The 17,791-nt window shown below is 57.6% G+C and carries 21 protein-coding genes and 1 pseudogene; 14 read left to right on the top strand and 8 right to left on the bottom strand.

Going from position 1 to position 17,791, the window contains the following annotated elements:
• Positions 1 to 480 precede the first annotated feature (480 nt).
• The 6 genes from OKX01_RS07675 (at position 481) to OKX01_RS07700 (ending at position 3,817) form a co-directional block, all read left to right on the top strand.
• Positions 481 to 669 (top strand): FitA-like ribbon-helix-helix domain-containing protein, encoded by a 189-nt coding sequence (locus tag OKX01_RS07675; protein ID WP_000024442.1) that lies wholly within the window; start codon positions 481 to 483, stop codon positions 667 to 669.
• Between the two features lie 140 nt (positions 670 to 809).
• Positions 810 to 1,589, top strand: coding sequence for a P-type conjugative transfer protein TrbJ (gene trbJ, locus OKX01_RS07680; RefSeq protein WP_000836966.1), 780 nt, complete (start codon positions 810 to 812; stop codon positions 1,587 to 1,589).
• Positions 1,590 to 1,601: 12 nt separating this feature from the next.
• Entirely contained in the window at positions 1,602 to 1,838 is a 237-nt protein-coding gene (gene trbK, locus OKX01_RS07685; RefSeq protein WP_000718002.1) for an entry exclusion lipoprotein TrbK, read from the top strand.
• Between the two features lie 10 nt (positions 1,839 to 1,848).
• Positions 1,849 to 3,276: a P-type conjugative transfer protein TrbL gene (gene trbL / locus OKX01_RS07690; RefSeq protein WP_001405816.1), complete on the top strand. Its 1,428-nt coding sequence runs from the start codon at positions 1,849 to 1,851 to the stop codon at positions 3,274 to 3,276.
• Positions 3,277 to 3,280: 4 nt separating this feature from the next.
• Entirely contained in the window at positions 3,281 to 3,529 is a 249-nt protein-coding gene (locus OKX01_RS07695; protein ID WP_000213809.1) for a hypothetical protein, read from the top strand.
• A 63-nt stretch (positions 3,530 to 3,592) separates the two neighbouring features.
• Positions 3,593 to 3,817 carry a type I toxin-antitoxin system ptaRNA1 family toxin gene (locus OKX01_RS07700; RefSeq protein WP_000211355.1) on the top strand — a complete coding sequence of 75 codons (225 nt, stop codon included), beginning with the start codon at positions 3,593 to 3,595 and terminating at the stop codon, positions 3,815 to 3,817.
• A 36-nt stretch (positions 3,818 to 3,853) separates the two neighbouring features.
• Here the strand turns inward: OKX01_RS07700 and OKX01_RS18875 are convergent, their stop codons facing one another.
• The 5 genes from OKX01_RS18875 to OKX01_RS07720 all read right to left on the bottom strand — a co-directional run bounded on the left by OKX01_RS18875 (position 3,854) and on the right by OKX01_RS07720 (position 6,835).
• Positions 3,854 to 4,057 (bottom strand): hypothetical protein, encoded by a 204-nt coding sequence (locus OKX01_RS18875; RefSeq protein WP_000131871.1) that lies wholly within the window; start codon positions 4,055 to 4,057, stop codon positions 3,854 to 3,856.
• 114 nt (positions 4,058 to 4,171) lie between these two features.
• Positions 4,172 to 5,239, bottom strand: coding sequence for an ACR3 family arsenite efflux transporter (gene arsB, locus OKX01_RS07705; protein WP_001272375.1), 1,068 nt, complete (start codon positions 5,237 to 5,239; stop codon positions 4,172 to 4,174).
• Positions 5,236 to 5,742, bottom strand: a complete 507-nt coding sequence (locus OKX01_RS07710) for an arsenate reductase ArsC (RefSeq protein ID WP_000140066.1) — start codon at positions 5,740 to 5,742, stop codon at positions 5,236 to 5,238. The genes arsB and OKX01_RS07710 overlap by 4 nt, the downstream gene beginning before the upstream one ends.
• Entirely contained in the window at positions 5,739 to 6,506 is a 768-nt protein-coding gene (arsH, locus tag OKX01_RS07715; protein WP_001239389.1) for an arsenical resistance protein ArsH, read from the bottom strand. Before arsH ends, OKX01_RS07710 begins: the two co-directional genes overlap by 4 nt.
• Complete coding sequence (locus OKX01_RS07720) at positions 6,503 to 6,835, bottom strand: ArsR/SmtB family transcription factor (protein WP_000447876.1); 333 nt, start codon at positions 6,833 to 6,835, stop codon at positions 6,503 to 6,505. Before OKX01_RS07720 ends, arsH begins: the two co-directional genes overlap by 4 nt.
• Positions 6,836 to 6,982: 147 nt before the next feature.
• On the opposite strand from OKX01_RS07720, the gene OKX01_RS07725 reads away from it, so the two are divergent.
• The 3 genes from OKX01_RS07725 to OKX01_RS07735 all read left to right on the top strand — a co-directional run bounded on the left by OKX01_RS07725 (position 6,983) and on the right by OKX01_RS07735 (position 9,645).
• Positions 6,983 to 7,720 (top strand): recombinase family protein, encoded by a 738-nt coding sequence (locus tag OKX01_RS07725; RefSeq protein WP_001366550.1) that lies wholly within the window; start codon positions 6,983 to 6,985, stop codon positions 7,718 to 7,720.
• Positions 7,717 to 7,941, top strand: coding sequence for a hypothetical protein (locus OKX01_RS07730; protein ID WP_000743213.1), 225 nt, complete (start codon positions 7,717 to 7,719; stop codon positions 7,939 to 7,941). The genes OKX01_RS07725 and OKX01_RS07730 overlap by 4 nt, the downstream gene beginning before the upstream one ends.
• 210 nt (positions 7,942 to 8,151) lie before the next feature.
• Complete coding sequence (locus OKX01_RS07735) at positions 8,152 to 9,645, top strand: IS91-like element ISVsa3 family transposase (RefSeq protein WP_001120888.1); 1,494 nt, start codon at positions 8,152 to 8,154, stop codon at positions 9,643 to 9,645.
• Positions 9,646 to 9,880: 235 nt separating this feature from the next.
• On the opposite strand, the pseudogene glmM reads toward OKX01_RS07735, so the two are convergent.
• Positions 9,881 to 10,123, bottom strand: a pseudogene (glmM, locus tag OKX01_RS07740) (phosphoglucosamine mutase); the annotation flags it as partial.
• An 86-nt stretch (positions 10,124 to 10,209) separates the two neighbouring features.
• Entirely contained in the window at positions 10,210 to 11,025 is an 816-nt protein-coding gene (gene sul2 / locus OKX01_RS07745; RefSeq protein ID WP_001043260.1) for a sulfonamide-resistant dihydropteroate synthase Sul2, read from the bottom strand.
• A gap of 471 nt (positions 11,026 to 11,496) precedes the next feature.
• Between sul2 and OKX01_RS07750 the strand changes: the two genes are divergently transcribed.
• Positions 11,497 to 11,631, top strand: coding sequence for a type I toxin-antitoxin system ptaRNA1 family toxin (locus OKX01_RS07750; protein ID WP_413544465.1), 135 nt, complete (start codon positions 11,497 to 11,499; stop codon positions 11,629 to 11,631).
• Between the two features lie 52 nt (positions 11,632 to 11,683).
• Here the strand turns inward: OKX01_RS07750 and OKX01_RS07755 are convergent, their stop codons facing one another.
• Positions 11,684 to 11,872 (bottom strand): hypothetical protein, encoded by a 189-nt coding sequence (locus tag OKX01_RS07755; RefSeq protein WP_264672728.1) that lies wholly within the window; start codon positions 11,870 to 11,872, stop codon positions 11,684 to 11,686.
• Between the two features lie 184 nt (positions 11,873 to 12,056).
• Between OKX01_RS07755 and OKX01_RS07760 the strand changes: the two genes are divergently transcribed.
• From OKX01_RS07760 to OKX01_RS07775, 4 genes are read left to right on the top strand one after another with little or no spacing between them, the layout of a single operon-like run.
• Positions 12,057 to 12,629 carry a recombinase family protein gene (locus OKX01_RS07760; protein WP_264672729.1) on the top strand — a complete coding sequence of 191 codons (573 nt, stop codon included), beginning with the start codon at positions 12,057 to 12,059 and terminating at the stop codon, positions 12,627 to 12,629.
• Entirely contained in the window at positions 12,568 to 14,778 is a 2,211-nt protein-coding gene (locus OKX01_RS07765; RefSeq protein WP_264672730.1) for a site-specific DNA-methyltransferase, read from the top strand. The genes OKX01_RS07760 and OKX01_RS07765 overlap by 62 nt, the downstream gene beginning before the upstream one ends.
• A gap of 3 nt (positions 14,779 to 14,781) precedes the next feature.
• Entirely contained in the window at positions 14,782 to 17,379 is a 2,598-nt protein-coding gene (locus OKX01_RS07770) for a DEAD/DEAH box helicase (RefSeq protein WP_264672731.1), read from the top strand.
• A 51-nt stretch (positions 17,380 to 17,430) separates the two neighbouring features.
• Positions 17,431 to 17,664: a hypothetical protein gene (locus tag OKX01_RS07775; RefSeq protein ID WP_264672732.1), complete on the top strand. Its 234-nt coding sequence runs from the start codon at positions 17,431 to 17,433 to the stop codon at positions 17,662 to 17,664.
• Positions 17,665 to 17,791 lie beyond the last annotated feature (127 nt).

The following is a 17,791-nucleotide window of genomic DNA, read 5'->3' on the forward strand; positions in this document are numbered from 1 at the left end:
TGACGGGAGGGGAGGCAAATTTCTTGTGTTCATTGACACTTGAGGGGCGGGTTATGCCCTTCTTTTTTGGCGTCCAACTCGCCCCATCGGGGCGAATGGTTTGTGTCGATTGTTGGCATTTTAGGTTCCGATTTAAAGCCGATTGAGCAGCGATTTTGAAGCGACTATGTCGATTGCAGGCCGATTTGGTGACGATTACGGTTATGTTGCCAAGAATCGGTGTTTGTTTGACGATAAAACGCTTTACGTTCGATATGCGCTAGATTTTCAATAGTGGGTGAAATGCGGGCAGGATGGGTGAAGTTAGCTAACCGGCAAGCCGGTTATCTATCTTCACTGTCCCTTATTCGCGCCGGGGGCACTCAACGGGAATCCTGCCCTGCGGGGCTGATCGGCTACCGCCGGTTGCAAGAGTATAGGTCTTGCTATTTTTAATATCTTTGATAGCATGGTTGTCGGGTACACCAAAAGGGTATTGATATGGCAAATGTGCTTATCAGGAATTTACCCGCCGAGGTGCACCGTGCGTTGAAAGTTCGAGCAGCGCTCAACGATAGGAGCACCGACGCGGAAATACGCGAAATACTGACGGCGGCAGTACAGCCGCTAGAGCTTGAAGAGATTGGCCGGGAAGTTGGCTTGTCCGAAAGCGATAAAAAAACAGAGTAGTTTTACGTTTGTAAGTCCGGGCCTCAGCGCCAAGGGCAATACCGATCAGCTAGTGGCGTAGCTCTTCGATGAAACGTTGCCGAGAACAAGCACAACGCTTGGTCAAGGCAATGCCTTCTTTTCATCGACGGAGTACGACCATGAAGTCCAAAATTTTAGCGGCTAAAAAAACCGCTCTAGCCGTTGCACTCGCAACCGGCTTTATCACCACTACCACCGCCCCTGTGCAAGCTGGTATCCCCGTCATCGACGGCGGCAACCTGGCCCAGAACATCATGACGGCCATCGAGTCGGTGGCGCAGACGCTCAAGCAGATTGAGCAGTACCAGACCCAGTTGCAGCAGTACGAAAATCAGCTCCAGAACACGATGGCCCCAGCCGCGTATATCTGGGATCAGGCGCAGACTACGATCAACCGGCTGATTGCCGCGCAAAACACGCTGGCCTATTACGAGAACCAGCTAGGCAGCCTGGATCGTTACCTGGCCAAGTTTCAGGACGTGGCCTATTACCGCAGCTCGCCATGCTTCAACGGCAGCGGCGGATGCACGCCGGCCGAAAAGGCAGCGATGGAAGAGAACCGCCGCCTGGCGTCAGAGTCGCAAAAGAAGGCCAACGATGCCCTGTTCCAGACCGTTGCCGACCAGCAAAAGGCTTTGAAGGATGACGCCCGTACCCTGGAGCGGCTGCAAGGCGCGGCCCAGGGTGCAACTGGCCAGCTACAGGCCATCGGCTACGCCAACCAGCTCGCCAGCCAGCAGGCCAATCAGCTCTTGCAGATTCGCACCATGTTGACCGCCCAACACAACGCGGAGGCAGCCCGGATTGCAGCAGAACTCGATGCCGAGGCGCGAGGTGATGCCAGGGCCGAGCAAATGCGTACCTGGACGTTTCGCCCGAGTCCGGCAGACAACTACTAGGGAGGCGGTGAGATGAAAAAAATCTTTTTTACTACCGCGGCTACGTTGCTGTTGTTGGCTGGATGTGAACAGGAAAGGATGCCCGAACCAAATGCGGCGACGTGTGCCCCCGATGCGTTCCAGGCAGCACTGAATGAAATGCGCAGCGAAGCGAACCGAGAGGCCTTTACCGAGGAATGCAGAGCATTCCAGAAGGCCAAGCAGATGCGTCAGTGGGAGTTCAAGCCCAGCCCTAAAGATGATTATTGAGGTGGTCGCCATGAGAAAGAAAATTGCTCTAGGTGGCTTGATGATGGTCGCCACAATGGTGCTGGCTGAACCTGCAATGGCGCAGGAGCTAAGTAGCAGCGGTGTTATGAATGATGTGCTCAAGCGTTTTCATGATGCTGCCGCAACATGGGGGCCAGCTATTGAGTCCGCTGCATCGCGTTTGTTCTGGACGCTGGTTGTGATTTCGATGGTCTGGACATTCGGCATGATGGCTTTGCGCAAGGCCGACATTGGCGAGTTCTTCGCGGAGTTCGTTCGCTTCACGATCTTCACCGGCTTTTTCTGGTGGTTGCTGACGAATGCGAACCAGGGCATGAATATCGCCGGTACGATTGTTCAGTCATTGCAAACTCTGGGCGCGCAGGCGGGGGGACTTTCCAATAGCAATCTTGGGCCCTCCAGCATCCTTGATCTTGGTTTCGAGTTATACAACCGCACAGTACAGGCCACCTCGGAGCTGGGATGGCGGCAGATGGCAACTGCTCTGGTCATGGAGCTAATGGCCCTGGCTGTTTTGTTTGTCCTGGCGTTGATTGCGGTCAACCTGTTGCTGTTGCTCGCATCAGCCTGGATTCTGTTGTATGCCGGTGTGTTCTTCCTTGGCTTTGGTGGAAGTCGTTGGACTTCCGACATGGCGATCAATTACTACAAGACCGTGCTGGGCCTGGCCGCACAGCTTATGGCAATGGTGCTTCTGGTTGCGATTGGCAAAGAGTTCATCAATCACTACTACACGCAAATCAGCGAGAACATGGCATCCCAGGAACTGGCCGTGATGTTGGTTATATCGGTCATCTTGCTTTTCTTGGTCAACAAAGTTCCGCCGATGATTTCTGGTCTTGTGTCTGGTGGTGGTATTGGCGCAGCCGGTGGAATTGGAAACTTCGGTGCGGGTGCGGCAGTTGGGGCGGCGGTGACGGCGGCCAGTATGGCAACTGGCGGCGCTGCCCTGGCAGGTAAAGCGGTTATGGGTGCCGCAGCCGGTGCAGCCGGAGGTGCAAGTGCACTCCAAGCGGCTTTTCAGAAAGCATCAGCGAGTATGGAAACCGGCGGTGACATGTCCAGCATGGGGTCAGTTGTCAGCAGTGGCGGAAACGGTGGTGGTGAAGCGGGTACTGCTGGCAGTAGCCCATTCGCCCAAGCGGCTGGCTTTGGTGACAGCGGCAGTAGCTCAAGCGGTGGCGGCTTTGCCAAGGCCGCGAAGCTGGCCACAGGCACGGCCTCCGAGTTAGCCAAGGGTGTCGGCTCTCAAGTGAAGCAGGGATTCCAGGAGCGAGTGAGCGAAACCACAGGCGGAAAACTGGCTGCTTCGATACGCGAAAGCATGGAGCCGAAAGAAGCAAGCCAATCTGGCCAGTTCGAGGGCAATAGCTTGGGCGCCGATTCTGGCCCAGATAGTAACGAAGTCAGGAGTTAGCACGATGACGACATCAACATACATGGCCGCATTGGCGGCCCTGGATGAAGCGCCAAGGGAAGAAGTCAGCCAGGTATTTATTTCGCCGCTGGGTGATCAATCGACCGAGGTCGATGCAGAGACAGAAACAGCCGCTTTTGTATCACGGCCAGACCCTATGAGAGAGAGCGAAACTAAGCCGATAAGTATTGAGGTTAATGGCGGCAGGAATGAGCGGTCAGCATTCGCGGAGGCGGCGGGGCTGTACCTGTAGGCGCACCGGGCTGGCCACAACCAGCCCGGCACTTTCAATCAACACCTACTGGAGAGGTGAATTATGACAACACAACATATTATCGAACCAGGGCAAGCAGTGCATCAAGCAGCGGCTATTCTTTCTTCTTTGGAGTACATCAACCAAGCGGAAGCGCGGAGCCTTGGGCCATTGGCCGAAGCCGTCGCTAATGCTTTTATGGTGGTGTACTACCAAGCTGAAACGGGCCGGGCGACACAGGCTGATTTTCAAGAAGCAATGAACGCCTTGCGCCAAGCGTGCAGCTAATGACGAAAGGGCGGCCACTCGAACTGGCCGCCTTTTTCAATCTTCACTGTTTGGCCATTCCCGACCCACAGACGGCGCATCCATCCATTCGCGTTCCTCCGGCGGCAGCGGGTAAGCCCCGGATGCTTCCGCGTCGGCCAGTAGTTCGGCCAGTGTGTAGCGCACCCGACCAGTGGAAACGGCGCGGGCCGGGTCGGCCTTCTCATGCAGCCTGTTCTCTAGGTTCTTTGGGTCTGTCATCGGGCGACCTCAGCAAGCATGGATACTAGGTGTTCCAGGTCAGTGATCGAATGCGCCAGGAAGCGGCCGGCGCGGCAATCTGCAATCATTTCCTCAGTTTTTTCCTACTCATGTTCAACCTCGTTCGTACCAGCTCTTCGAGCGATTCACCACGCGCACGACCAGCAGCATCACCGGCACTTCGACCAGGACGCCGACCACGGTTGCCAATGCAGCGCCGGAGTGCAGACCGAACAAGCTGATGGCGGCCGCCACGGCCAGCTCGAAGAAGTTGCTGGCACCGATCAGGGCCGAAGGACAGGCGACAGAGTGCTTTTCCCCCGCCCGCTTGTTCAGCCAGTAGGCTAACCCGGAATTGAAGAACACTTGAATCAAGATCGGCACGGCTAGCATGGCGATCACTAACGGCTGCCGGATGATGGCCTCGCCCTGGAAGGCGAACAGTAGAACCAACGTCAGCAGCAGCGCGGCCATCGACCACGGCCCGATCTTCTGCATGGCCCGTTCAAAGGCGGCCTGTCCTTGCTTGAGCAGATGCCGCCGCAAGAGCTGCGCCAGGATCACCGGCACGATGATGTAGAGCACGACCGAAATCAGCAGCGTGTCCCAAGGCACCGAGATCGAGGACATGCCCAGCAGCAGGCCGACGATGGGCGCGAAGGCCACGATCATGATGGCGTCGTTCAGAGCCACTTGCGAGAGCGTGAAAAGCGGGTCGCCGTTGGTAAGGCGGCTCCACACGAACACCATTGCCGTGCAGGGCGCGGCGGCCAGCAAGATCAAGCCCGCGATGTAGCTGTCCAGTTGATCGGCCGGCAGGAACGGAGCGAACACTTGTCGGATGAACAGCCACCCCAGCAGGGCCATCGAGAATGGCTTGACGGCCCAATTCACGAACAGCGTGACGCCGATGCCGCGCCAATGCTCTTTGACCTGGTGCAGCGCCCCGAAGTCGATCTTGACCAGCATCGGGACGATCATTACCCAAATCAGCAGGCCCACCGGCAAATTGACCTGGGCCACTTCCATGCGGCCTATGGCCTGGAACACGTCAGGAAGGCCCTGGCCGAGCGCAACACCGGCGACGATGCACAGGGCCACCCACAGCGTCAGGTAACGCTCGAAGCCGCTCATCGGGGCCTGGCGCGGCTTCGCGGCGATGGCCTGTGCGCCGGCGCTCATGCTTCCTGCTCGGTCTTGCCGATGTTCGCCAGCTCGCGCTTGATGGCCGTCTGGTCAAGCATTTTGAGAGGCAGATTCACGAACAGGCGGACGCGGTTCATCATGTGCCGGAAGGTTTGTTCGAAGGCCCGGCGCTTCTCGGCGTCAGTGCCTTCGACGGCGGCCGGGTCTTCAAATCCCCAATGCGCCGAGATCGGCTGACCAGGCCACACCGGACACATTTCGCCGGCGGCGTTGTCGCAGACGGTGATGATGAAGTCCATCTTCGGTGCGTCGGGCGTGGCGTACTCGTCCCAGCTCTTGCTGCGCAGATTCTCGGTCGGGTAATTCACCGACTCCACCTTTTCGACGGCGAAGGGATTGACCTTGCCGGTTGGGTGACTGCCGGCGCTGTAGGCGCGGAAGCGCCCTTGCCCCATCGTGTTGATGAGAGCTTCGGCCATGATGCTGCGCGCCGAATTGCCGGTGCAGAGGATGAGGACGTTATAGATTCTTTCGGTCATGATGTTTCGCTTTCTGGTAGTGGCTGGGGAGCAATGGCGATGGATGAAAGATCGGTGGCCTCGTCGATGACGTGGCCGGCCGCTTTCCGTTCGGAATAGCGGTCTGTCAGTGCTTCACGGTGCGGCCGTACCAGCGCCGTGAAGCGCACCAGTTCTTCCATCACATCGGCTATTCGGTCGTAGTACGGCGAGGGCTTCATGCGGCCCGCCGCGTCGAACTCTTGGAACGCTTTGGCGATACTCGACTGGTTCGGAATGGTGAACATTCGCATCCAGCGGCCGAGCAGACGCAAGGTGTTCACGGCGTTGAAGCTCTGCGAGCCGCCGGATACCTGCATCACGGCCAGGGTGCGGCCTTGGGTCGGCCGGATGCCGGCCATTTCAAGCGGCAGATGGTCAATCTGCGCCTTCATGACACTGGTAATCTGACCGTGGCGTTCCGGGCTGCACCAGACTTGTCCCTCTGACCACTCGGACAGGGCGCGCAGCTCCTTGACGGCCGGGTGATCGTCGCTTTGCACTTGATCGGGCAACGGCAAATCGGACGGGTCGAAGATGCGTGTTTCTGCGCCAAAGAATTGCAGCAGCCGGGCCGCTTCCTCGACGGCCAGCCGTGAGAACGAGCGGGCGCGCAGCGAGCCATACAGCAGCAGGATACGCACCGGCGGGGCGTCGGGTGCCAGCCCGAGCGCCGGGCGCTCGATGGCAAAGGATTTGTCCAAAGCGGGCAAAGAATCGGGGTCGGAAAGATGGCGAAGTCTCATGCCAACACCTTCCCGGCTTCCGTGGTGCAAGACAGGTTGCACACCTGGCCGCCGCAGCAGTTTTCCGTGAGAAAGGCCACCAGGTTAGTGGCCGTCGAAAAGTTCGCCTCGTAGATCACAAATCGGCCTTCTTGCCGCGACGTGACCATGCCGGCGTGTGCCAGCTCTTTCAGGTGGAAGGATAGCGAAGACGGCGGGATGCCGGCCGCTTCGCTGATTTTTCCGGCGGCCATGCCGGCGGGGCCGGCCTGGACGAGAAGCCGGAACACCGCGAGGCGCGATTCTTGAGCGATGGCCGCCAGGGCGGCTACAGCATTTATCGTTTCCATGTTTCAATAATAGTCGAAATATGGAGTGTGCTCAATAGCTCATTTAAGCTGTAAAAATGAGCTAGGCGCATTTAGATCGATATGTGATAAATTGGCCTGCCAGTTTAAGATGGGTGCATTTGAGTATGCCCAAAGGAGCCCGCAAGTATGCGCAGGACGAAGCCAGTAGCCGCGCCGATGGTGGCGCGGGTCTATCTGCGCGTCAGCACCGACGCGCAGGACTTGGAACGCCAAGAGGCGATCACTACGGCCGCGAAGGCCGCCGGCTACTACGTCGCCGGCATCTACCGTGAGAAGGCATCCGGCGCACGCGCCGACCGGCCTGAGCTGCTGCGCATGATCGGCGACCTACAGCCCGGCGAGGTGGTCATTGCCGAGAAGATCGACCGCATCAGCCGCCTACCTTTGCCCGAGGCCGAGCGCCTGGTGGCCTCGATACAGGCCAAAGGCGCACGCCTGGCCGTCCCTGGCGTGGTCGATCTATCCGACCTGGCGGCCGAGGCCCAGGGCGTCGCCAAGATCGTGCTGGAAGCCGTGCAGATCATGCTTTTTCGCCTGGCCTTGCAGATGGCCCGCGACGACTACGAGGACAGGCGCGAACGCCAGCGCCAAGGCATTGAGTTGGCCCGCCAGGCCGGGCGGTACAAGGGCCGCCGTGCTGATCCGAAGCGCCGCGCCCAAGTTGTCGCGCTGCGCAAGTCCGGCTACAGCATCAACAAGACCGCCGAGCTGGCCGGGTACAGTGCGGCCCAGGTGAAACGGATATGGGCCGAGGTCAGCCAGGCCGAAGCGAAGCAGCACGGCGCGTTCGTGGAGGACGCATTGACGGAAGCCGATGCCCTGGCCGCTGTCGGCCAGGATGAGCGCCAGGAGGAAAGGGCATGAAGAAGCCGAACCAAGACGACGAGCCGTTTTTCATCACCGAGGAGATTGCGGCCGAAATGATCGCCGGCGGCTATGAGTTCGAGCTGCCGCCCATTCCTTGCACCATCCGCCTACGCGACGTGCTGGAGCGCATGACCGATGCTGAGCTAGCATTGCAGCCGGGCGAGATCGCCGACCAGGAGCGTGAACGCTGCCGGCGCAAGCCGTGTTCAACCTCATGATCTGGTCATGGTATTTTTCATGGCACTGAGCCTGATAGTTCTTGCAAATTGTTGTCACTAAAGGGTTTTGTGTGCTTGTTTACAATCGAGTGGGAGTGACGGGCACTGGCTGGCAATGTCTAGCAACGGCAGGCATTTCGGCTGAGGGTAAAAGAACTTTCCGCTAAGCGATAGACTGTATGTAAACACAGTATTGCAAGGACGCGGAACATGCCTCATGTGGCGGCCAGGACGGCCAGCCGGGATCGGGATACTGGTCGTTACCAGAGCCACCGACCCGAGCAAACCCTTCTCTATCAGATCGTTGACGAGTATTACCCGGCATTCGCTGCGCTTATGGCAGAGCAGGGAAAGGAATTGCCGGGCTATGTGCAACGGGAATTTGAAGAATTTCTCCAATGCGGGCGGCTGGAGCATGGCTTTCTACGGGTTCGCTGCGAGTCTTGCCACGCCGAGCACCTGGTCGCTTTCAGCTGTAAGCGTCGCGGTTTCTGCCCGAGCTGTGGGGCGCGGCGGATGGCCGAAAGTGCCGCCTTGCTGGTTGATGAAGTACTGCCTGAACAACCCATGCGTCAGTGGGTGTTGAGCTTCCCGTTTCAGCTGCGTTTCCTGTTTGCCAGCCGGCCCGAGATCATGGGGTGGGTGCTGGGCATCGTTTACCGCGTCATTGCCACGCACCTGGTCAAGAAAGCGGGCCATACCCACCAAGTGGCCAAGACGGGCGCGGTCACCCTGATCCAGCGTTTTGGATCGGCGCTCAATCTGAATGTTCACTTCCACATGCTGTTTCTCGACGGTGTGTATGTCGAGCAATCCCACGGCTCAGCGCGTTTCCGCTGGGTCAAGGCGCCGACCAGCCCAGAGCTCACCCAGCTGACGCACACCATCGCCCACCGGGTGGGTCGCTATCTGGAACGGCAAGGCCTGCTGGAACGGGATGTCGAAAACAGCTATCTGGCCTCGGATGCGGTGGATGACGACCCGATGACACCCCTGCTGGGGCACTCGATCACTTACCGTATCGCTGTCGGTTCACAGGCGGGGCGAAAGGTGTTCACTTTGCAAACTCTGCCGACCAGTGGTGATCCGTTCGGTGACGGGATTGGCAAGGTAGCCGGGTCCAGCCTGCACGCCGGCGTGGCGGCCAGGGCCGATGAACGCAAGAAGCTCGAACGGCTGTGCCGGTACATCAGCCGCCCGGCGGTATCCGAGAAGCGGCTGTCGTTAACACGAGGCGGCAACGTGCGCTACCAGCTCAAGACGCCGTACCGGGACGGCACCACGCACGTCATTTTCGAACCATTGGATTTCATTGCAAGGCTGGCCGCCCTGGTACCGAAGCCCAGAGTCAACCTAACCCGCTTCCACGGGGTGTTCGCACCCAACAGTCGGCACCGGGCGTTGGTCACGCCGGCAAAACGGGGCAGGGGCAACAAGGTCAGGGTGGCTGATGAACCGGCAACACCAGCACAACGGCGAGCGTCGATGACATGGGCGCAACGGCTCAAGCGTGTTTTCAATATCGACATCGAGACCTGCAGCGGCTGCGGCGGCGCCATGAAAGTCATCGCCTGCATTGAAGACCCTATAGTGATCAAGCAGATCCTTGATCACCTGAAGCACAAAGCCGAAACCAGCGGGACCAGGGCGTTACCCGAAAGCCGGGCGCCACCGGCTGAGCTGCTCCTGGGTCTGTTTGACTGACGAGCCTGAAGGCCAACGATACCAATCAAAATGCTGCGTTCACAGCGCCGCGGCAGGGATCCGCCGTGCTGGTTGTCGGAAAAGGAGCCGCTAGTGGGAAAGAGGAGGGTAAATTTTCAGCGTTGCTGGCTCCCCGTCAGCCGGATTGGGTTGCATCGCAGGGGTGTCGAAAGAGTCAACTGCGGTCCAAAGCTGTTGGACTTGGGTGAAAAGGGCGTTTATTCTTCCTATACGTTGTCGGCAGCGGGCCAAAAAGGAATACGTCCATGCCCATCGAGGTGAAACCGGCTGTGAGCGCGGGTTCAAGCATATAGCCCGACAGGCGCGTATCCTTGCCGATCACGACACGATGGCGGTGGTCACCGCGACGAAAGACACGGCCAGCCGCCATGCCGACGCGCAAGGCGGTTTCCGCCGTCATCGCGCCTTCGTTGGCTTTGCCACGAATACCGTCTGTGCCGAAATATTTGCGCACCATAAGGTCGATTATCCTGTCGTCGGGTCGCCCTCAAAGGGGACATGCCTGCTGAACCGCGAATATAGAGAAATATCCCGAATGTGCAGTTAACGAATTCTTGCGGTTTCTTTCAGCGCCGCCAATACCGCCAGCCCGTCGCGCAAGGGGCGCGGCTCGTGTGTGCGGATGAAGTCAGCTCCACCTGCGGCGGCGGCAAGCTCTGCAGCGAGTGTCGCGGCCCCGACATCCCCCGGACCACGGCCTGTGAGCGCGCGCAGAAAGGATTTGCGCGAAACAGACAGAAGCACCGGCAAATCGAAGCGCAGCCGCAATTCATCGAACCGCGCCAGCACCGAGAGCGAGGTTTCGGGAGCAGCCCCCAGAAAAAACCCCATGCCGGGATCAAGGACAAGGCGGTTGCGTTTGATACCGGCACCCGTCAGCGCCGCGATGCGCGCGTCAAAGAACGCCGCAATGTGATCCATGATGTCGCCAGCGGGTGCCTCGCGCCGATCTGCCTGCCCGTCTTGCACCGAATGCATAACGACGAGTTTGGCAGATGATTTCGCCAATTGCGGATAGAACGCAGCGTCTGGAAAACCGCGAATATCATTGAGATAGGCCACACCACGCGACAAGGCATAGGCTTGCGTCGCGGGTTGATAACTGTCGAGCGAGACGGGAATGCCATCTGCCTTGAGCGCGTCCAGCACCGGCGCGATACGCGCGATTTCTGTGTCGGACGAAACAGGCGCGGCGTCGGGATTGCTGGATGCCGGACCGAGGTCGATCACATCTGCCCCCTCGGCCATCAGCTTACGCGCCTGCGCAATGGCTGCGTCTGGCGCCAGATACCGGCCTCCATCGGAGAAACTGTCCGAGGTTATGTTGACGATGCCGAAAATGATGAGCGATTTATTCATGGGGGCTTCTATAATAATAATAATCGAGCATGAGTCTCATACGGATGCTCGGGTCGAAAGGGAATCCCCAGGCGAGTAACCTGTTTGCGGTGATCCATTAGCTGCAGGAGCAGAAGAGCATACATCTGGAAGCAAAGCCAGGAAAGCGGCCTATGGAGCTGTGCGGCAGCGCTCAGTAGGCAATTTTTCAAAATATTGTTAAGCCTTTTCTGAGCATGGTATTTTTCATGGTATTACCAATTAGCAGGAAAATAAGCCATTGAATATAAAAGATAAAAATGTCTTGTTTACAATAGAGTGGGAATGATCCCACGTCTGGCACGATTAGGCATCTAAAGGCATAAAAAGCCGCTAAGCCCGCGTAACTGCGGGCTTTTTTGTTTTTTTGCGTCGTACCGACTGTCTGGCATTTTCAGGCAGGATTAAGTATTCGCTATTCTTGCCCCCTCGGAGTACACCAACTAAGCGGAAGTGCGGAGCCTTGGGCCATTGGTCGGAGCCGTCGCTAACACTTTTATGATGGTTTACTATCAAGCCGAAACAGGGCTGGCGACCAGGGCAGATTTTCAGGAATCTATGAGGGTCGTACGTCAAGCATGTGACTAATGATGTTTTGAGTAAATGCGCAAATGGAGAACGGCGGCCAGTGGTCGCCTTTTTACTTCTCATCATTGGGCCATTTTCGGCCTACAGGTGGGGCATCGACCCATTCCCGTTCCTCTGGAGGCAGCGGGTAAGCCCCAGAGGCTCCCGCGTCGGCCAGCAACTTGGCCATGGTGTAGCGTACCGGGCCAGCTGTGACGACATGACTATCTGCAATCGTATTCTCGGTTTCTTTCTTGTTCATGCTTGTACCTCTTTTGTAGCCACTGGTGGCCACTCTAAACCTTGAGTTCATATTTTCGCACGTGGCCTCAGTGTTCGGAAAACGGTGGTTTTTTGTACAGATCAAAGTGGCGCACTTTGTGTTCGTGAAAGTCGCATATGAGTGTTAATATCGGCGTCAAGTTTTCAATGTCCTGGATGCGTCCATGAATCAACGCATAGGGTACGCCCGCGTATCGACTGATGATCAGCACCTAGACCTGCAGCGCGACGCGCTCCAGCAGGCTGGGTGTGGCGTGATCTACGAAGAAGCGGCCAGTGGCAAGAATACGGCTCGCCCCGAGCTTGAGCAGTGCCGCAAGGCGCTGCGGGCAGGGGACACCCTGGTGGTGTGGCGGCTGGATCGGCTCGGGCGCAGCCTGCCAGACCTTGTGCAGATCGTGACCGACCTTGAGCAGCGCAGCATCGGCTTTGAAAGTTTGACAGAAAAGATCGACACAGGCAGCGCGGCGGGCAAGCTGATATTTCATGTGTTCGCAGCGCTGGCCGAATTTGAGCGCGGTTTGATCCGAGAGCGGACGCAAGCCGGGTTGGCGGCCGCTCGTGCCCGTGGCCGCGCCGGTGGCCGCAAGCCGAAGCTGGATGAACAGCAGGTTAGAGAGATCAAAGCCCTGCTGCGTGACCCCGATATTCAGGTGGCCGACGTGGCCCGTCGCTATGGCGTATCTCGAACCACAATTTACAAGCATTGCGGCGTCGTACAACCACGCCATCAATAGCGAAGAAAAAAAGAGGGAAAGCATTTCCGTGTCCAGACTGACTGATTTAATTGCCAAGGCAAAAGCCAAAGATTCGGCCTTGGGGGCTGAGTTGGATCGAGAGTTCAAGATTCTTTCTTCGCGCCTTCCTTTCGGCTTGAACTTCGAGCGGCATAGCCCCGAAGCGGTAGAACTGCCGCTGCGCCCGAAGCGCAAGGGTGACAAGGTGCGCGTACTACCAGAGCGTGGCGCGACCCGAAAAGGAGATCTGCGGTTGTGGCAGGTAAAGGCGATCCACAAGGTGAAGAAAACGGCTGACCTGGAGTTGCTGGGTGCGGCAGAGATCGAAACGCAGACCGTGGCGCTGGATGATCTGGTGGTGGTGGCCGAGTTCCGCGACACCATCTATCCGGGCCTGGTCAGTACCGGCAAGGTTCAGCGTGGTGGTAATAAGCCCTGCCACACAGTAATCAATGGTGAGAACTACCACGTCCTCAAGGCATTGACCTATACCCATCGAGGCAAGGTAGATGCCATCTACATCGACCCACCGTACAACAGTGGGGCGAAGGACTGGAAATACAACAACGATTACGTTGAGGGTGATGATCTCTACAGACACAGTAAGTGGCTGGCGATGATGGAGCGGCGCTTGCTGGTAGCTAAGGAGCTCCTGAACCCAGCAGACTCCGTTTTGATCGTTACCATTGATGAAAAGGAATATCTGCGCTTGGGGTTATTGTTGGAACAGTTGTTCCCAGAGGCCCAGGTTCAGATGGTAGCATCCGTCATCAATCCGAAAGGCACAGCACGGGCCAATGAGTTTTCCCGTATTGATGAATATATCTTCTTTGTCTCGTTCGGTAAGGCTAAGCTAACGCGCTGGAGTCGGGATATGCTAACCGAACGCGATTATTCGCAAGATGCTGATGTTCGGTGGCGTGGCCTTGCACGCACGGGACGAAAGGGCTTGCGGCCGCATAATCCCGGCTCTTGGTATCCGATTTACGTTAAGAGCGATGGAAGCGGCATTCACTCCGTTGGCAATACCGTTCCGCTTGGCACCGATGATCCCATGGATGCTCCGCCTGGAACTATTGCGGTGTGGCCACCATCTAGTGACGGGCAGCAATACAGTTGGTCTGTGGTTCCAGACACATTGCGCGCACTAATGTCTCGAGGAGCAGTGCGGATCGGTCGGATCGATTTATCCCGTAATTCGGTTCCAATCTATTACTTGTCGTTCAATCAGCTAGAGCAGATTGAAGCCGGCGATATCATCGTCACTGGCCGCAGGGACGATGGAACGCTGGAAATTGCTTACGCGGAGGGGAGTCGTTCCACAGCACCCAAAACCATATGGAACATGACTTCTCACGATGCTGGAAGTCATGGAACGAACATAATCCGTGCTTTGCTTCCGGGGCGGCGCTTTCCTTTTCCCAAGGCGCTCTACGCCGTCGAGGATGCTCTTCGTTTCTTCGTGAAGGACAAGCCAGAGGCCGTTATTTTGGACTTCTTTTCGGGCTCTGGGACGACCGCTCACGCTGTGATGCGTCTCAATAAGCAGGACGGTGGCCATCGCCAATGCATTTCGGTCACCAACAACGAAGTCGCTGCCGACGAGCAAAGAAAGTTGCGCGAAGCAGGCTTGCGCCCCGGCGATGCCGAATGGGAAAAGTGGGGTATTTGTGACTACATTACGAAACCTCGTGTTGCCGCTGCCATTACCGGCTTAACGCCAGACGGCGAGCCGATCAAGGGTGACTACAAATTCACCGATGAGTTTCCGATGGCCGATGGCTTCGAGGAAAACGCCGAGTTCTTTACGCTGACCTATGAGACGCCGGTATCGGTCAATTACAACCTGGCGTTCAACAGGATTGTTCCGTTGCTGTGGCTGCGAGCCGGAGCGCGAGGCAGCCGCATAGACAAGCTGCCCGACGATGGCTGGGCGGTAGCAGACGCCTATGGCTTGCTAAGCAATGTGGATGCGGCCACACCTTTTATCAAGGCGCTGGCTAGGGCCGCTGAAATCCGCATTGCCTATATCGTCACCGATGACGACCGCCGCTTTCAGGCCATTGCCAAGCGCTTGCCTGATGGTGTCGAGCCGGTGCGCTTGTACGAATCGTATCTGACCAATTTCAGCTTCACCAACGGAGAGTAATGGATGAAGTTCACGCTCAAAGACTATCAGCGCGACGCCGTCCGCGATTCCTTGAATAACCTGGGTAAGGCTCGCCGCCTATGGCATAGGGAGAATGACCGGACGGCCTTCTCCCTCACTGCGGTAACTGGCGCGGGTAAGACCGTTATGGCTGCAGCTACTTTCGAGGCGCTGTTTCACGGTGACGATGAGTTCAGCTTCGATGCCGACCCAGGCGCAGTGGTGATCTGGTTCAGCGACGATCCTTCGTTGAACGAGCAGACTCGATTTCGCTTTATCGAGGCCAGTGACCGCATCAATTACACCGACTTAGTGGTAGTGGAAAACACCTTTAACAGGCCGAAATTTCAGGCGGGAAAAATCTATTTCCTCAACACCCAAAAACTCAGCAAGAACAGCTTGCTGGTGCGTGGCCATGATCCTGAGGAGATGGCAGCCAAATTGGACGGCACCTTCCCGGACATGCGGCCTGACCTGCGGGCATACACGATTTGGGACACCATCCAGAACACCATTGAAGACCCGGATTTGACACTTTATCTGGTACTGGATGAGGCACATCGTGGCATGGGCGCACAGACGGCGGCCAGTCAGAATGCTAAGAGCACCATTGTCCAGAGGCTGATCAATGGCGTGGGCAGCGTGCCTGGTATCCCGGCGGTTTGGGGTATTTCAGCTACTGTGGAGCGGTTCAATAAGGCGATTGAGTCGGCAGGAAAGCACATCAAGCTGCCCAACGTCGAAGTTGACGCTTCAAAAGTGCAGGAGTCTGGCCTTATCAAGGACACCATCCTGCTGGATATTCCAGATAATGTTGGCGATTTCGATACCGTGCTGGTGCGAAGGGCGACCGATAAATTGAAGGAATCCAGTCTTGCCTGGAGCGCTTACTCCAAGCAGCAACAGGAAGCCCAGGTTGTCGTGCCGTTGATGGTTTTGCAGGTGCCCAACACGCCTGACTCCGATGAAATAGGGCGGGCGCTGGATACCATTTTCAAACAGTATCCGGAGCTGCCTTCAGCCTGCGTGGCGCACGTTTTCGGGGATCACACCACACAGCGCTTCGGTAACCGCGATGTGCCCTACATTGAGCCGCAACGGGTTCAAGAGTCGACCTGGGTGCGGGTGCTAATTGCTAAGGATGCTATTAGTACCGGCTGGGATTGCCCGCGAGCCGAAGTCATGGTGTCGTTCCGTGCGGCCAGCGATAAGACGCATATCACGCAGTTGCTGGGCCGTTTGGTGCGTTCGCCGTTGGCCCGCCGTATCCCCGGCAATGACCGCCTGAACTCGGTGGATTGCTTATTGCCGAAATTCAATCGTAAGGCTGTGGAGCAGGTAGTCGATGAGCTAACCACTGGCAACGAGGCAGCAACGCCAGGACGCGTGTTGATCGACTACATCGAGGTGCGGCCGAACCCTGCTGTTGCGCCTGCCGTGTGGGAAACGTTCGAGGCGTTGCCGTCACAAACGCGGCCGCAACGAGGTGCCAAGCCAGCAGTCAGGCTAACCGCGTTGGCGCACGAATTGGCGTCCGACGATATTCTGTCCGGCGCAGGCCGGTTGGCTCACGCCAAGATGCATGCCGCTTTGGATGCGTTTCAGGCTGAAAACGAAGCCAAGATCAAAGCTAAGCGCCAGTCCGTGCTGGTGGTTGACGGCAGGACAGTGAAGGCTGACCTGTTGGGTCAAGGCCGGAGCCTGGAGCAGTTCTGGGAAGATGCCGATGTAGCGGTGATCGACGATGCCTACCGCCGTGCGGCGCGCATCTTCAGTCCGGCGATTGCTCATTCCTATGTTGATCATCTGGCCGACCAGCAGGCCGACCGCGACGAAGACCCGGAGGGCTTTCTTGAGGCCATCATGGAGGCCCGCGTAACCGTTGCGGGCTTGGGACTGGTGATGGAGGCACAGGCTTATTTTGATGCAGAGGCGGATAAGCTGGCGAAGAACTGGCTGGTCAAGTATAGGATGCAGATCAAGGCGCTCAGCGATGATCGACGGGAGTCCTATCGGCAGATCATCGAAATGAGCACGGAGCCGCAGGACGTGGGCTTGCTCAAGCCCGAGGCCCGTTATGAGGCGACCAAGGCGAACGAAAACGGCAAGGTGAGAGTGCTCCCGGTTTGGGATGGCCACTTGCTGTGCAACGATGACGGCAAGTATCCCGCTGAACTGAATGACTGGGAGCGAACGGTAGTCGAAACTGAGTCCGCAAGGTCGGGGTTCTCGTTCTGGTATCGCAATCCGCAGCAGCCTGGACAGGCTTCGCTGGGGATTGCCTATGAAAAGGCCGAGCAGTATGGAATCGTCCGCCCGGACTTCCTGTTCTTCGTCGAGCAGGATGGAATGCTTGTCGTTGACCTGGTTGACCCGCACGGCCTGCACTTGAGTGACGCGCTTGCCAAGCTACAAGGCTTGGCGCTGTACGCGGCCAGCCATGCTGATGCCTATCGCCGGATTGAGTCCATTGCCCAGGTGAAGGGCAGCGACAAACTGCGCGTGCTCGACCTGAAACGGCGGGAAGTGCAGGATGCGGTGGCGGCTGCTCAGGGGGCGGAGGTCTTGTTCAGCAGCGGGTTGGCATATGACTATCAGTGATCGTGCAAGCACAATGACGAATCAGATCAGTGACTATCGGAGCCGCAGCGTATGAAGAGGGACAGCACAAGCGAGCCGTTTTTCATCACCGACGAAATTGGGGCCGAGATGGTCGCCGCTGGCTATGAGTTCGAGCCGCCGCCCATTGCCTGCACGGGGCGTCTGCGTGGTGTGCTGGAGCGTATGAGCGATGCCGAGCTGGCGTTGCAGCCGGGCGAGATCGCTGACCAAGAGCGCGAGCGCCGTAGGTTAGAGAATCAATTTCATCCTGGCCTAGCAGGGTAAAAGATTTCAGTGCTGCATCGATCAATCCTGCCAAATTGCATTGCGTGATCCAAATGGGCGAGCGTGTGCGCGTGATTGTTAGCGCCTCTCGACTAGAATCTGTAGGCTAGCGTCTGGTAGTGGCTGG

The sequence above is a fragment of the Alcaligenes sp. SMD-FA genome (genome assembly GCF_025960365.1).
In the GTDB taxonomy this organism is placed as follows: domain Bacteria; phylum Pseudomonadota; class Gammaproteobacteria; order Burkholderiales; family Burkholderiaceae_B; genus Alcaligenes; species Alcaligenes aquatilis.

Coding starts and splice junctions, on each gene's coding strand:
- OKX01_RS07675 (WP_000024442.1), top strand. CDS start 481: ATGGCAAATGTGCTTATCAGGAATTTACCCGCCGAGGTGCACCGTGCG.
- trbJ (WP_000836966.1), top strand. CDS start 810: ATGAAGTCCAAAATTTTAGCGGCTAAAAAAACCGCTCTAGCCGTTGCA.
- trbK (WP_000718002.1), top strand. CDS start 1,602: ATGAAAAAAATCTTTTTTACTACCGCGGCTACGTTGCTGTTGTTGGCT.
- trbL (WP_001405816.1), top strand. CDS start 1,849: ATGAGAAAGAAAATTGCTCTAGGTGGCTTGATGATGGTCGCCACAATG.
- OKX01_RS07695 (WP_000213809.1), top strand. CDS start 3,281: ATGACGACATCAACATACATGGCCGCATTGGCGGCCCTGGATGAAGCG.
- OKX01_RS07700 (WP_000211355.1), top strand. CDS start 3,593: ATGACAACACAACATATTATCGAACCAGGGCAAGCAGTGCATCAAGCA.
- OKX01_RS18875 (WP_000131871.1), bottom strand. CDS start 4,057: ATGACAGACCCAAAGAACCTAGAGAACAGGCTGCATGAGAAGGCCGAC.
- arsB (WP_001272375.1), bottom strand. CDS start 5,239: ATGAGCGCCGGCGCACAGGCCATCGCCGCGAAGCCGCGCCAGGCCCCG.
- OKX01_RS07710 (WP_000140066.1), bottom strand. CDS start 5,742: ATGACCGAAAGAATCTATAACGTCCTCATCCTCTGCACCGGCAATTCG.
- arsH (WP_001239389.1), bottom strand. CDS start 6,506: ATGAGACTTCGCCATCTTTCCGACCCCGATTCTTTGCCCGCTTTGGAC.
- OKX01_RS07720 (WP_000447876.1), bottom strand. CDS start 6,835: ATGGAAACGATAAATGCTGTAGCCGCCCTGGCGGCCATCGCTCAAGAA.
- OKX01_RS07725 (WP_001366550.1), top strand. CDS start 6,983: ATGCGCAGGACGAAGCCAGTAGCCGCGCCGATGGTGGCGCGGGTCTAT.
- OKX01_RS07730 (WP_000743213.1), top strand. CDS start 7,717: ATGAAGAAGCCGAACCAAGACGACGAGCCGTTTTTCATCACCGAGGAG.
- OKX01_RS07735 (WP_001120888.1), top strand. CDS start 8,152: ATGCCTCATGTGGCGGCCAGGACGGCCAGCCGGGATCGGGATACTGGT.
- sul2 (WP_001043260.1), bottom strand. CDS start 11,025: ATGAATAAATCGCTCATCATTTTCGGCATCGTCAACATAACCTCGGAC.
- OKX01_RS07755 (WP_264672728.1), bottom strand. CDS start 11,872: ATGAACAAGAAAGAAACCGAGAATACGATTGCAGATAGTCATGTCGTC.
- OKX01_RS07760 (WP_264672729.1), top strand. CDS start 12,057: ATGAATCAACGCATAGGGTACGCCCGCGTATCGACTGATGATCAGCAC.
- OKX01_RS07765 (WP_264672730.1), top strand. CDS start 12,568: ATGGCGTATCTCGAACCACAATTTACAAGCATTGCGGCGTCGTACAAC.
- OKX01_RS07770 (WP_264672731.1), top strand. CDS start 14,782: ATGAAGTTCACGCTCAAAGACTATCAGCGCGACGCCGTCCGCGATTCC.
- OKX01_RS07775 (WP_264672732.1), top strand. CDS start 17,431: ATGAAGAGGGACAGCACAAGCGAGCCGTTTTTCATCACCGACGAAATT.